This window comes from Lentimicrobium sp. L6 (assembly GCF_013166655.1).
GTDB lineage: Bacteria > Bacteroidota > Bacteroidia > Bacteroidales > UBA12170 > UBA12170.
Genome location: NZ_JABKCA010000001.1, coordinates 133,869 through 149,054, shown reverse-complemented (window position 1 = coordinate 149,054; position 15,186 = coordinate 133,869). Strand labels below are relative to the sequence as shown.

The following is a 15,186-nucleotide window of genomic DNA, read 5'->3' as shown; positions in this document are numbered from 1 at the left end:
CAATGTTAATTAAACACTACCGCGCTGTATGAAGATTTTAAAGGTTCTAAAAATAAGGTTGATATCGCCCCAGAATGAATTGTTCTCAGCATAGGTATTATCTAACTCAAAACGCTCCTCTTCTGACATAACTCCATCGTTACCTCTTAACTCTACTTGCCACAACCCAGTTAAACCTGCTGCGGCCTTAAATCTCCTTGCCCATTTCGACTTGGTGATAGCATTTGCTTCACCAACTGGTAATGGTCTGTTTCCAACAACCGACATATCGCCTTTGAGGATGTTAATCAGTTGAGGTAACTCATCTATACTTGTGTTCCTGATGAACTTACCTACTTTTGTAATTCTTGGATCGTTTTCAATTTTCAAGAATGCTGCCTTGGCATTCTTTTGCTTCAAATAGAAATATTCACAAAGATTCGACCCGTCATCCATCTTCAATACTGGAGAACAAAATACCCCTGCAGGCAAGGATTTACACCTCGGACACTCATCTCCAACATCCTCCTCTTTATATTGATTAAGATGTGCAACATCTTTTAATCTCTGGTCTGCATCAGGATACATAGATCGGAATTTATAAAAATCAAACTCATGGAAATTTGCACCGACTCGTTTACTTGCATAAAACACTTTCCCTTTTGATTCCAATCTGATAGCTATCATGGCTCCAATTAACAAAGGAGATAGCGCTAAAATGGCTCCTCCACTCATAATCACATCAAAGCTTCTCTTTATGAAAGGAGTCTTATAAGGGTGGGTCTCAAAATCTTTCAAAGCAATCTCTTGCTTAATCTTATCGTGAGATGCTTTAAACTTTTTTAGAAAGCGGATACGCATTTTCAGGCTTTCAATATCTAACGGCATGGCATAATAATCATCTACACCTGATTCATAAGCCTCTTCTCGACTCTGAAATTCAAATTTACTCGCAATAACAATAAAAGGAATTTTATTAAGTAGATTATGAAATAGCATGTGATTATGCAAACCATAAGCATTCATTCCTTTAATATTGAGTGAACAGAAAATAGCATCAAGGCTATCAAACTCATCAATATTATTATTAATCCAATTAATTGCAGCAAGGCCATTCTCTTTAATAATTAAAGTGACCTCTGGTTGTAATTGTAAATATTCTATGGTTTCGGAATTTCTACCTATATAGAGCAACCTACCTTTGTTTTTATCAGTTTCAGTCATGTTTTTGGTTGTTATTAATGACCTTTTCTTGAGGTATGTACATCTATAGTCTTCATCCTTCTTTTAACTCGTGCCAGTAATTCTTTCGGATTAAATGGCTTAATGATATAATCATCAGCGCCCGAATCAAAACAATTAATTCTATCGGCACTGTTTTCTTTTCCACTAAGCATGAGCAAAGGTATATCATCAAAAAAGCCACTGGCTCTTACTTGTTTGATAAATTCGAAACCATTCATAACTGGCATCTCAATATCACAAATGATTAAATCTGGAATCTCACCTGTCTGCATGGAAACTAGCGCTTCTTCTCCGTTCTTAAAAGTAGAAATATCAAAGTCTTTTTTGAAAGTATTCTCGATAATAAAGCGGATGCTTTGCTCATCGTCTATTGCAATTATTCTGTTTTTCATCCCCAATTGTTTTTATAATAATTGTTAGCAAAAGCTCTATTCTCCTAGATTATTGCTGATGTCTATTACAAATATATCTTTTTTTTTCCAGTTTTCCAAGGATTATTTGATGGCCAATTTACGCCAAATATCCTTGGTAAACACATTAATTTTTTATACTTAACCTCCAGTTTTTTTTAACTTTTCTTCTAATACCATCATTTCATCTCTCAAACGAGCAGCTTCCACGAAATCCAAATCCTTCACCACTTTCTTCATTTCTTTTTGGATTTTGGCTATTGCTTTTTTCAATTGATCTTTTGACATATATTCTATTACAGGATCGGCTGCTATTCCACTTTTTAGATTTGATTCGAAATACGGATTGGGTCCTGAGTTCTTACCCATCACATTACCTAAAGCATTTTCCAATGGCTTAATAATTTGAGTTGGAATAATTCCGTGCTTGGTATTATAGGCTACCTGAACCTCTCTCCTGCGCTCAGTCTCCTCTATGGTTTTCCGCATGCTCTCGGTTATTTTATCAGCATACATGATTACCTTTGAATTCACATTTCTAGCTGCTCTACCTGCTGTTTGAGTTAAGGAACGTTCCGATCTTAAAAACCCTTCTTTATCAGCATCTAGGATGGCTACGAGAGACACTTCCGGCAAGTCCAACCCTTCTCTCAAAAGGTTCACTCCTACCAATACATCAATATCTCCTCTTCTTAGCATTTGCATAATCTCCACTCGTTCTAAAGTATCCACATCGGAGTGAATATAGGAGGTTGGGATATTTAGGTTTAACAAGTATTTGGTGAGCTCCTCAGCCATTCGCTTGGTTAAAGTTGTGACCAAAACTCGCTCATTCTTTTTTACAATGCTATCAATCTCGTCTAGCAAATCATCAATCTGATTCATACTTGGGCGAATCTCTATAGGAGGGTCTAATAAACCCGTAGGACGAATCAATTGCTCCACAATAACACCCTCTGATTGTTGCAGTTCATAATCTGCTGGCGTAGCACTCACATAAATCATCTGATTCACCAAACTCTCAAACTCGTCGAACTTCAATGGTCTATTGTCCATAGCGCTTGGTAAACGAAAACCATATTCCACAAGGGTTTGCTTTCTCGATCTGTCTCCTCCATACATGGCTCTCAGCTGGGGAATAGTCACATGAGATTCATCAATCACCATTAAATAATCATCTGGAAAATAATCGAGTAAACAAAATGGTCTTGAACCAGGTTTCCTGCCATCAAAATAACGAGAATAGTTCTCTATTCCTGAACAATAGCCTAATTCCTTTAGCATCTCCACATCATAACTTACTCTATCCTCTAGTCTTTTGGCCTCAAGTCCACTACCGTTTTCTTGAAAGAAGCTCATCTGCTTACCCAAATCTAGCTGTATGTTTTTTATAGAATCGTTGAGTTTATCTTTTGTGGTGACAAAAATGGTCGCTGGATAAATAGTCAATTCATCAAGCTTTTGTTCTGAATAACCACTTATAGGATCAATAATTTCCAAACCTTCAATCTCATCGCCCCAAAAGCTAATACGGTAGGCTCTATCGGCATATGCCGGAAAAACATCAACCGTATCCCCTTTTACTCGAAAATTACTTCTCTCGAAAGCCACCTCACTTCTAGAGTAAAGACTATCCACTAACCTCCTCAAAAAAGCATCTCTATTTATGATATCTCCAACTCTTAATTCAATCACATTACTTGTAAAATCTTCGGGATTCCCCAAACCATAAATACAAGATACAGAACTTACTACGATAACATCTCGTCTGCCACTCAATAAAGAACTGGTGGTACTCAATCTTAGCTTTTCAATTTCATCGTTAATACTCAAATCTTTTTCTATATACGTATTGGTAGTGGGCAAAAAAGCCTCTGGCTGATAATAATCGTAATAACTCACAAAATATTCCACTGCATTTTCAGGAAAGAATTGCTTAAACTCTGAATATAACTGAGCCGCCAAAGTTTTATTATGTGATAAAATTAAGGTTGGTCTATTCAAATTTTGAATGACATTGGCAACAGTATAAGTTTTTCCAGATCCTGTAACTCCCAATAAAACCTGATAGGGCTCTTCGTCTATCACTCCCTTGGTCAATTGTTTAATGGCTTCAGGTTGATCTCCTGTGGGTTTAAATGCAGCGGTTAGTTTAAATTCCATTATTGAATAGTAAAATGAGTGAGTATTGGATAGTGATCGGATAAATCAGGTTTCAAAACCTGATAATCATGTATTTTCATTTGTGGATCGAAAAGCATAAAGTCAATTCGCATGGGTGGAAGATTACCATTATACGTATTGGAGTAACCGCTCCCTTTTAGCTTAAAAGCATCTAACAAATCTTGTCGAATATGATGATAGATATAGGATGCTGGTGTATCATTAAAATCACCAGCAACAATTACAGGATAAGGGCTATCTTCTATTTCTGTTCTTATGGTTCGAGCTTGATAGGATCTTTTTACACTGTATTTCTTCAACTTCTGAACTAATAATACCACTTGGTTTCTTTTTTTCTGATTTAAATTCACTTCCTTATCGCTAAAGATATCATAATCATTTTTGTTGAAATGATTAGATTCCAAATGAAGGTTAAACAGTCGAATCATCTCATTCTCAATTTCAAGATCCACATAAAATCCATAAATCTTTCCATCCATATAAAAAGTCTTCGAGTTCTTGATGGTATACTTAGAGTACATCACCAAAAGGTCTAAAAACTGATGATTGTTTTTCTTCAGATATGGAGCACTAAAAACATGAGGTCTTTGAAGCTTTTTCTTATAATCTTCAACAGAATTTACGCCTTTGGTTGGGTAAGATTGAAATTCTTGAAAGCAAATCAAATCTGCATTCTGACTTTCTACATATCCAGCTATTTCATTTCTAATCGACTTATCACCAACGCTTAAGTTATTATTACTCAAGTTTCGAGCATTAAAGGAGAGGATCGCAAAAGAGGAGGCTTTTGAATCGGCAATTGTACTTTCATTGAAAAACTGAAAATGATCTAAAACAAGGGCATAGCTCATAAGCATGACTAAAAGCGAATAGAACATATAGCGCTTCCAAAGCAAAAGCCAGAGGATGAAAAACAAGAAGTTAAAAATAAGTAATACGGGAAAACTGAGTCCCAGAATAGAAATGGGCCAAAACAGATCAGGTGCCACCACTGTACTTAAGTTGGTCAGCAGCAACAAGACTATGAAAACATAATTAACCCACAAAATGGGCCGAAACCTAAATTGTGACTTTTGAACCTTTTTTGCCATTGCACAAATATAAAAAACCTTAGTGTAAATTGCTAAACCTATATGCTCCTATTTACCACTCGGCTATAAAACTTAACTTCTTTCTTAGGCTTGGTCAACATTTGATGACTACCCTAATAATCGAGCCTTCATTAATGCTGAAGAGGTGGATACTTTCTCTTATGGAATTTCAAAGTCAATTCTTTGGTCTTATAATCTATCTTGGCTTGAAATTCATGCAAAATATCACTTCCTAATACTCCATCAATCAATGGCATTTCCAAAATCTCATAAGTTTGATTGATATGAACCATATCGATGGCTACAGTTGAATACTCTTGAATCCTCAGCTCACCAATCACAAAGGAATCTATTTGAAGGATATTGCTCTGCATATCGTTAGTTCCCAATCCCGTACTTAATTGCTCGTTAAGCTCCATTTCTGGGTTCTGAACAAAACTATCTATCCTATTCACATCAAATACGGTTCGGGATGCGCCAGTATCTAATATCATCCTCAATTTCACTCCATTCACTTCTACAGTCATAGCTAAATGAAAGCCATCACCATTTAAGTCTATTAATTCTAAGGGAATCTTTGTTGTCATTGGTTTATCGTATTTTATTTAATCATTTTCATGATGCACAAATATACATACTTGTTTCTTTCTCTCCTGCCCAATTTATTCTTAAAAAAGCTGAATTAATCTACCGCCCGAGGATCTGATGTTAAAGGCATCTTGGCCATCTTTTCCACTTCTATGCTGGCAAAACCAAATTCCTGAACCACCTTTCCTAGAATCAGATACATACCATCGCCTCTAAATGGATAGAATTTCAAGGAATTAGGAAAATGTACGGTATCGAAAAATCGTCCCTCAAAATCGAGGAAAGTTCCAAAATTCATATATTCTTGTTTAATGGTCTTCACATATTTTATGGTGACTAGCTGTCCAAGCATTCGTATTTTTTGACCAAGATAGCTGGACAAGTCCGGGGATTTCACAACTCCTCGGTAATTGGTCTGCAGCAAATCGAAGAAAGACATGGTCAAAGGAAAACCGATGAGCTCAATTTCATCGTAGGCATCCTCTACATTTTCGTGGGTGAATTGTGGCAAGCGATAATGATTTACAGCAGGTTTAAACAGACTTTCTATTTGGTTTCTGGGCTGCTTTTTGCCCAATAGCATATGTACCTCCCACAGCAGTTCTGCTTTAATTTTTTTGGTAAATCGGAAAGCTCCAACCCTTATCAGCAGCACAATCATCTCAATTCCCACATGAACCCGTCCCACAAAATCCGCTAAATCTTGGTAAGGACCAAATTCTTCTCTATTGCGCTCCAACTCAAAAGCCAACTTGCGCTCCAAACCCTGTACATGAATAAAACCCACATAAATGGTCTTCCCTTGCAAACGTGTTTTATAGCGACTATTATTTGCACATGGCAACTCCAACTCAGCACCTAAAACACGAGCTTCATTAAAATAGAGCCAAGAAGAATAAAAGCCACCAAAATTATTAATTACCGCAGTGATAAACTCCAATGGATAATGACTTTTGAGAAATAAACTCTGATAACTCTCTACGGCATACGATGCCGAATGTGCCTTTGAAAATGAATAACCTGCAAAAGACTCAATCTGTCGCCAAACCTCTTTGGTCAAACTCTCCGAATATCCTCGTTTGGCACAATTGCTAAAGAACTTATCTATAATCTTCTGGAATTCTTTCTTACTACGATATTTTCCACTCATGGCCCTCCTCAAAACATCGGCATCGGCCATATCTAAACCTGCAAAATGATGACAAACCTTCAATACATCCTCCTGATACACCATCACTCCATAGGTTTCCTCTAATTGCTCCTTCATCACCGGATGTAGATATTCAAAACCATCGGGCTTGTGAAAGCGTTGAATATATTCCTTCATCATTCCCGAACGCGCCACACCCGGTCTAATGATAGAACTGGCAGCTACCAAAGTTAAATAGTCGCTGCATTTGAGTTTTTTCAATAACTGCCGCATGGCCGGGCTTTCCACATAAAAACAGCCAATGGTCTCCCCCTTTCTTAGGGTCTCCATAATGGCAGGATCCTGTTTGAATTCCTGAATGGCATGTACATCCACCACCCTCTTCTGATTTTCCAGAATAATATCGACAGCTTCTTTAATATGCCCAATCCCGCGCTGACTTAAAATGTCCAACTTTTCAAAGCCCATGCTTTCGGCCACATACATATCCCACTGGATGGTTGGAAAGTTTTTAGGTGGCAAGTCCAAAGCTCCAAAATTATTGATAGGCTCTTCACTAATCAATATTCCTCCCGCATGAATGCTTCTCATATTGGGATATCCCATCATTAATTTAGCGATAGAAGCAATCTTCGAAGTGATTTCATTTTTATTCAATTCCTGTTCAGGATATTTCACCAACCTGTCTATTTCTTCCTTAGGCAAACCATAAACTTTTCCCAGTTCTCTATAAATGGATTTCCCTTTAAAGGTAGTGATGGTTCCTAGCAAAGCTGTATGCTCTCGCCCATATCTTTTAAAAATATAATCAATCACCTCGTCGCGCTCTTTCCAGGAATAATCGATATCAAAATCGGGAGGAGAAGTTCTCTTGGGATTTAAAAAACGTTCGAAATACAAATCCAGTTCAATGGGATCCACATCTGTGATTTTCAAACAATAAGCTACCAAACTATTGGCTCCACTCCCACGTCCCACATGATAGAATCCTCTGGCCATGGAATAGCGAATCACATCCCAGGTAATGAGGAAATAAGCCGAAAAACCCAGCTCATGAATAATTTTTAATTCATGCTTCAATCGTTTTTGAACTTTCATGCCTGCATTTGGATAGCGATACTTAAAACCATCGAGGCTGAGCTTCTCTAGAAAGATACGATCGTCCTCTTTGTCTCCGGTAAAAGTGGCTTTATTTTTAATGGTGGAGAAGTCGAAATCAAGATGACATAAAGCCAACAAACGCTCCGTGTTTACTATAATCTGCTGATGTTGCTCATATTTCTTCTGAAGGTATTCGCGACTCACAAACAAATCCTCAGCGTGACCTAAAAAGCTGTCTTGAAGGCGAGAGAAGAGGACATTATGCTGAATAGCCCGTAAATGCTGATGAAGCTCGTAATATTTAGCATTCTGAAAGCTGACCGATTGAAGGATGACGAGATGAGCAGCATAACGAGACAGCTCGTGAGTAAATAAAGACAACAACTGCCTAGGCCGAATCCCCACTCGTTCATACTCCATCAGTTCTCGTTTGGGGCAAGCCTCTAGAGGATAAATCACAAATACTTCTTTAAAAGAAGGCGCCTCAACGGGATATTCGGATTTAGCAAGATGATGTTCACTTAAAAAGTGATTGATCTCAAAAAAACCGCTATTATTTTTTGCTATCAAAATATATAAACTCGAATCCCCATTTCTCACATCCACACCACCCACTGGCTGAATACCCTCCTCCTTTGTTAACTTTACAAAATCGAGAATTCCTGTTGTATTATTAATATCCGTCAGAACCAATTTCGGTAGCCCCATAGCTTTAGCCTTACGCACCAAAGCCTCCACAGGAATGGTACCATATCGCATACTATAATAGCTATGAACATTTAAATACATTTTGGCTATATTTTAATCATTTTTCAGATTACAATATAATCAATCAGAGATGTGTTTGCTATTTTTTATTCCAAAATCAATAAAATTATCTTCTATATTTCGTATAAGTTTGTCTAACAAGTCAATGTAGAAACTGTTACACGAAGTTCCACCAAGGAATCACAAAAAACACAAAGTGGTGAAGAATGGAACACCTTTTTCTTCGTGTCTTTTGGGACTTTTTCGAGTCTTTTGTGGAATAAAAAGATAAGACCGATTTAATCCATAAGGTAATATCCACCTATTTTGGGAGCGCCAACAAACTCAATTAGACCATTAGTTCTCAGTAGCTTAATATAGCGTTCAGTAGTCGCAATAGATTTCCCAATTCGGAGGGCAAGAATATTGGCTCGAATCCCATTTTCTGATCTAATAATCTGAAGCACTAAAGAAAGTATCGTTTTTACTTTGTCAGTTTTAGAATCAATCTCAGGAGGCCAAACGATTACTCCCTCATTCTTTATCTCTGCAAACGAAGTTTCGTCTTCTTCAAAAATGCTCTTTTTTGATTTATAAGGGCTAACATAACCCTCTTTTACCAAAGCAGGAGGAATAACATACTCCTCATATATAGCAGAGCTCTCATCATCACTAAGCCTATAATTATCAACAAAATAAGCAATATACGCTGGAATTTTAGAACCTAAATAATAAGGTAAGTTCATTAACAAATACTTTTTCCCAGTTGCCGTTTTATTAACCTCAATGGTAAATTTACCTCCATAAACCCGTACAGCATATATATGTGAAGCCATGTCAATAAACTGATGTAGGGACTTCAGTGTTCCTTTTGGACCAGATTTAATCTCAATCGGGATCAATTTCATTCTATAAGCATGTATAAGATCAACTTCTGCAGAAGATTGATTTTTCTCCCGAACCCAGAAGTTAGGTTGTCGATTTTTGCTCACATTTAATGATAACAATTCTTGAGTGATTATATGGGGAATCAAAGCTCCTCTATAGGAATTACTCAAATCGTCAAAACCCATAAGTTCTGTCTGAATTCCCAAAGCATCATTTACCAAACCAGAATCCACAAACTGAAGCCTAGGCGTTTTTTTTAGATTCGGTAGAGCTGGAAACTCCACCTCTGTTACCGGCCTAATGAGCCTAATCACCTTAGCCTTTTCAAGCTTAGAAAATGCCGCCCTTACTTCTCTAGACCGATATTCAGAGCCACCAAAGTTTTGAAATTTCACTCGTTGATCAATAAACACAGGCGCATTTTGGATAATATATGAAATAACTTCTCTATCAGTTTGGTTAGTGGAATACTTCTCTACATCTTCAATATAAGATTGCCAGATGCTTTCATATACTTTTGATAAATCGGAAAGATTATTCTTTTCAATATCCAACTTCACAGTTTCTGGTAAGCCTCCAATTACGGCATATCGCTTAAATAATTCCAATAAATAAGGATGAAACACAGGTCGAATAGGAACCTCGTTAAAAGCCTCCCACGCTGCTTTCTCACCTTTAGCTAGTAGATATTCTGAGAAATTCAAAGGATAAATATACAAGTATTCAACTCTTCCAACAGGCATGCTCCTTACCTTGCGAACAGCAAATTCCAATAAAGAACCAGCTGCAATAACACATAAATCAGGAAAAAACTCATAGAAATAACGAAGTAATTGTATTGCAAAAGGAGATTCCTGTATTTCATCAATGAACAGCAAGGTATCTTTTACTCCATCAGAAGGAATCTGATGCTTTGCCAATAACACTTCTAAAATCTCTTTTGCACCCTTATAATCCTGAAAATAAGACAAATCAATAGTGGTTTCTAAATTTAGTAAGATACTATATTTAAACTTTTTAGAGAATTGCCGAACGAGTGTTGTTTTCCCAACTTGTCGCGCACCTCGCAACACTAAAGGCTTTCTATATTTACTCCCTCTCCATTCATCTAAATACTTCGATATTTCCCTAATATACTCCATCACTTTATATCACACTCATATTCAACAATAAAACACAAATATACGATATACTTTGTTATAATACAAAGGCTGTTTATAACAAATATTGTAATAGAATAAGGGCTATTTATGCATAATCTTGTTATAAAAAAAAGGGTAATAACAATTAATGATGGAGTATTTTAATGAAAGAAAACTATCAAAAACTCAAAAGCACGATAGCTTGAATACTTTTAATTTGCCCAAAACCCTAAAAAAGAGCGAAAAAAAAATGTTTCCTAGCTTATCACCACCGAAAACCAACTCCCCATTGGATTAGGGTAAAGATGGTTTTCAATGGAACCAAACATTCTAAAAGGACTACCTCACTATTTCATATTCCCCCATGCTCTTCATGGCCAAATCTTCAATTTCTATGGAACAAAAAGAAACAATAAAAGCAGAAGCCAAACGGGCATTGGTTACTATTGGAATATTTCTATCCACCGCATTCCTCCTAATGGTATAGTCATTATTAAGTTCTTCAGAGCTTAAATCCTTGGGGATATTTACAACCAAATCAACTAGCTTTTCTTGTAATAGATTAAGAGCATTTGGACTACGACTATCATCTGGCCAAAACACCTTTTCCGAAGCAACTCCATTGGATTTTAAGTAATCATGGGTTCCGGGAGTAGCATATAACTTCAAGCCTCTTTTCTCCATCATTTTGCTAGACTGTAGAAGCTCCACTTTACTTCGAGCATCACCAGAGGATATCAAAACTCCTTTCTTAGGAACATGATATCCCACAGATAACATAGCTTTTAGAACTGCCTCATAATAATTATCCCCAATACAACCCACTTCACCAGTTGAGGACATATCTACTCCCAAAATAGGGTCGGCATGAGTTAAACGAGAAAACGAAAACTGAGAAGCTTTTATCCCGATGTGGTCGATATCAAAAATTGACTTTTCAGGCTTCTCTACTTCTTGACCAATCATTACTCTTGTGGCTAAATCAATGAAATTCTCATTTAACACTTTACTTACAAATGGAAAGCTCCTCGAGGCACGTAAATTACATTCTATTACTTTAATAAAATTATCTCGTGCCAAGAATTGAATATTGAATGGGCCAGAGATATTGAGCTCTTTGGCAATCTGGCGAGATACTTTTTTAATTCTTCTGATGGTTTCAAAATATACTTTTTGAGGAGGAAAAACCAAAGTAGCATCACCTGAATGCACTCCAGCAAACTCAACATGCTCAGAGATGGCATATAATTTCACATCTCCATTTTGGGCCACAGCATCAAATTCTATTTCTTTACTATTGGTCATAAATTCAGAGACCACCACTGGGTGTTTCTTCGACACATTTGCAGCTACTTTTAAATAATGATGGAGTTCTTCATGATTAGAAACCACATTCATTGCTGCACCCGACAAAACATAAGAAGGACGAATAAGAACAGGAAAACCAACTTCATTAGCGAATTCAGAGATTTCATCCATACCTGCTAATTCTTTCCATCGCGGCTGGTCTATCTCTAGCTTATCGAGCATACCAGAGAATTTAAAACGGTCTTCTGCCCTATCGATACTTTCAGGTGACGTTCCAAGGATAGGAACCTCCTGTTGTGCCAGACGAGGAGCCAAAGTATTGGGAATCTGCCCACCAACGGACACAATAACTCCATGGGGATTCTCTAAATCTACAATATCCAAAACTCTTTCTAAACTGAGCTCCTCAAAGAATAAGCGATCAGAAATATCATAATCCGTACTTACCGTTTCTGGATTAAAGTTGATAATGACGCCTCTATATCCATTCTTTTTTAAACTCTCCACGGTATTTACACCCGCCCAATCAAATTCTACACTGCTTCCAATCCTATAGGCTCCAGAACCTAAAACAACAACCGATTTATCATCGTTTTCAAATTCTATATCATGAAAATCGCCATGATAAGTGAGATATAAATAATTGGTTTGGGCTGGAAATTCAGCCGCTAGTGTATCTATTTGCTTTACAAAAGGCGTAACACCTAAACTCTTTCTATAAGCTCTTACTTTTAACAAATCATCGTCAATGGTTTCATTACTTGACTTCATAACTATTCTTGCCAATTGAAAATCAGAGAAACCCAATTGCTTGGCCTGTTTCATTTCTTCATAAGTCATTTCATTCAGAGAACACAAAGTAGCCAATTGTTTTTCTTTCTGAATGATATTATTTAGATGAGCTAAAAACCATTTATCGATGCCCGTTAATTGATGAATTTCCTGCACACTCATTCCCTGCAATAATGCCTCAGCCACATAAAAAATTCTCAAATCGGTGGGCTTGTTCAACTTGTCCTTCAAATCACCATCAAGACGGGTATGATTTCCTGTGAAACCATGCATGCCCATTCCTATCATCCTCAAGCCTTTTTGGATAGCCTCCTCAAAACTTCTACCAATGGCCATCACCTCGCCCACACTTTTCATAGAGGAGCCTAAATCCCGACTGACCCCTGTAAACTTAGCCAAGTCCCAGCGAGGGAGTTTACAAATCACATAGTCTAATGCTGGTTCAAAAAAAGCAGTAGTCGTTTTAGTAATTGAGTTTTTAATCTGATGCAAACCATAACCCAATCCTAATTTAGCAGCTACAAAAGCCAATGGATATCCTGTAGCTTTACTTGCCAAAGCAGAAGAACGAGACAAACGAGCATTCACTTCAATCACTCGGTATTCTTCAGAATGAGGGTCCAAAGCAAACTGAACATTACACTCCCCAACTACCCCTACTTTTCGAATAATTTTAATAGAAACCTCACGAAGTAAATGATATTCAGAATTACTGAGCGTCTGTGATGGAGCTACCACAATACTTTCTCCTGTATGAATCCCTAAAGGATCGAAGTTTTCCATATTACAAACCGTAATACAATTATCGAATCTATCTCTAACCACTTCGTATTCTACTTCTTTCCAACCTTTTAAAGATTCCTCAATTAAAATCTGATCGGAAAAGGAGAAAGCCGTTTGTGCCAATTCTTTTAATTCTTTCTCATTTTTACAAAATCCACTTCCTTGTCCACCCAAAGTAAAAGCAGCCCTCACAATGATTGGAAACCCTACTGTTTTAGCTGCCTCAAAAGCCTCCTCCATAGTTGTTGCAGAAATGCTTTTTGGAGTATCCACATCAATGGAACGAAGCAAATCGGCAAAGAGTTGTCTATCTTCAGTTATTTGGATGGCAGAAACTGGAGTGCCCAAAACCTGAACCCTATATTTTTCGAGTATGCCTTGTTCTTGCAGTTCTATTCCACAATTTAATGCAGTCTGACCACCAAAAGAAAGCAAGATAGCATCAGGTCTTTCTTTTTTTATGATTCGCTCTACAAAATGAGTAGTTACTGGCAGAAGATAAACCTTATTGGCTAAATTTTCAGTAGTTTGAACGGTAGCAATATTGGGGTTTATTAAAATGGTATAAACAGATTCCTCTTTTAATGCCTTCAATGCCTGAGAACCACTATAGTCAAACTCTCCAGCTTCCCCTATTTTTAATGCTCCTGAACCGAGCAATAATACTTTCTTTGGTTTATTTTGCATATTTCTTCATTTTAACCATTTCTATAAAATCATCGAATAAAAAGTCGGTATCGGTAGGACCACCACTAGCTTCAGGATGAAACTGAGTACTAAAAATGGGCTTGAATACATGACGCAACCCTTCATTAGTATCATCATTAAGATTCTTAAATGTAGGTTCCCATTCTTTGCCTAAACTGGTTTCATCAACAGCATAACCATGATTTTGCGAAGTGATATAAGCCTTTTGAGTAGGTTGATATAAAACGGGTTGATTATGACTACGGTGCCCAAACTTTAGCTTATAAGTTGTTGCGCCTCCAGCCAACGCCAAAAGCTGATGTCCTAAACAAATCCCGAATATGGGTTTTTCCAATTCCATAGCAGCTCTAAGGTGCTCGATGGTAATGGCACATTGAGTGGGGTCTCCAGGGCCGTTTGAAATAAATAAACCATCAAAGTCTTCATTAAGAAAAGGATAATCCCAAGGAACCCGAATCACTGTAGCACCATTTTCTATCAATCGCCTGATTATATTATTTTTCACCCCACAGTCTAACAGTAGTATCTTCAAATCCCCATCGCCATAAACTTTCTTTTCTTTAATACTAACCTGATCCACCCAATGAATCTTTTCGGTTTCCACAAAATCTACATCCTCTTCATCAATCAGTATTTTTGCTTTCATACTTCCATTATCTCTAATGATTTGAGTAATTTTTCGAGTATCTACTCCATAAATCCCAGGAATTTCATTTTCTACCATCCAATCGTGTAAACTTTTGTTGGCATTCCAGTGGCTAAAATCCTCGGAATACTGGGAAATCACCAAGGCTTGGATATGAATCTCGTTGGACTCATAAAACGCTAGCATCTCGTTTTTCCTATCCGATATTGGCACTCCATAATTTCCTATTAAAGGAAAAGTAGCCACTAGTATTTGCCCTCTATACGAGGGATCGCTTAAACTTTCAGGATAACCTGTCATGGCAGTATTAAACACCAACTCTCCAGCAGTAGATTTGGAATATCCAAACTGGTAACCTTTAAATTCTTGACCATCCTCAAGAACTAATTTTATATTTTGTTTTCTCATCATAGCAAAAAAAATC

The 15,186-nt window shown here is 37.1% G+C and carries 9 protein-coding genes; all 9 read right to left on the bottom strand.

The window, feature by feature from the left end:
• Positions 1–9: 9 nt before the first annotated feature.
• A complete protein-coding gene (locus HNS38_RS20365) occupies positions 10–1,203 on the bottom strand; it encodes a sugar transferase (protein ID WP_172280902.1) in 1,194 nt (397 codons plus the stop codon).
• A 14-nt stretch (positions 1,204–1,217) separates the two neighbouring features.
• Positions 1,218–1,616, bottom strand: coding sequence for a response regulator transcription factor (locus tag HNS38_RS00625; RefSeq protein WP_172280900.1), 399 nt, complete (start codon positions 1,614–1,616; stop codon positions 1,218–1,220).
• Between the two features lie 159 nt (positions 1,617–1,775).
• A complete protein-coding gene (uvrB, locus tag HNS38_RS00620; RefSeq protein WP_172280897.1) occupies positions 1,776–3,797 on the bottom strand; it encodes an excinuclease ABC subunit UvrB in 2,022 nt (673 codons plus the stop codon).
• A complete protein-coding gene (locus tag HNS38_RS00615) occupies positions 3,797–4,669 on the bottom strand; it encodes an endonuclease/exonuclease/phosphatase family protein (RefSeq protein ID WP_172280895.1) in 873 nt (290 codons plus the stop codon). The genes uvrB and HNS38_RS00615 overlap by 1 nt, the downstream gene beginning before the upstream one ends.
• A 371-nt stretch (positions 4,670–5,040) precedes the next feature.
• Positions 5,041–5,496 carry an aspartyl protease family protein gene (locus tag HNS38_RS00610; protein ID WP_172280893.1) on the bottom strand — a complete coding sequence of 152 codons (456 nt, stop codon included), beginning with the start codon at positions 5,494–5,496 and terminating at the stop codon, positions 5,041–5,043.
• Positions 5,497–5,591: 95 nt separating this feature from the next.
• Positions 5,592–8,537, bottom strand: a complete 2,946-nt coding sequence (locus tag HNS38_RS00605; RefSeq protein ID WP_172280891.1) for a DNA polymerase III subunit alpha — start codon at positions 8,535–8,537, stop codon at positions 5,592–5,594.
• A 257-nt stretch (positions 8,538–8,794) separates the two neighbouring features.
• Positions 8,795–10,525: an ATP-binding protein gene (locus HNS38_RS00600; protein WP_172280889.1), complete on the bottom strand. Its 1,731-nt coding sequence runs from the start codon at positions 10,523–10,525 to the stop codon at positions 8,795–8,797.
• Positions 10,526–10,864: 339 nt separating this feature from the next.
• Entirely contained in the window at positions 10,865–14,095 is a 3,231-nt protein-coding gene (gene carB, locus HNS38_RS00595) for a carbamoyl-phosphate synthase (glutamine-hydrolyzing) large subunit (protein WP_172280887.1), read from the bottom strand.
• A complete protein-coding gene (gene carA, locus HNS38_RS00590) occupies positions 14,085–15,173 on the bottom strand; it encodes a glutamine-hydrolyzing carbamoyl-phosphate synthase small subunit (protein ID WP_172280885.1) in 1,089 nt (362 codons plus the stop codon). The genes carB and carA overlap by 11 nt, the downstream gene beginning before the upstream one ends.
• Between the last annotated feature and the right edge of the window lie 13 nt (positions 15,174–15,186).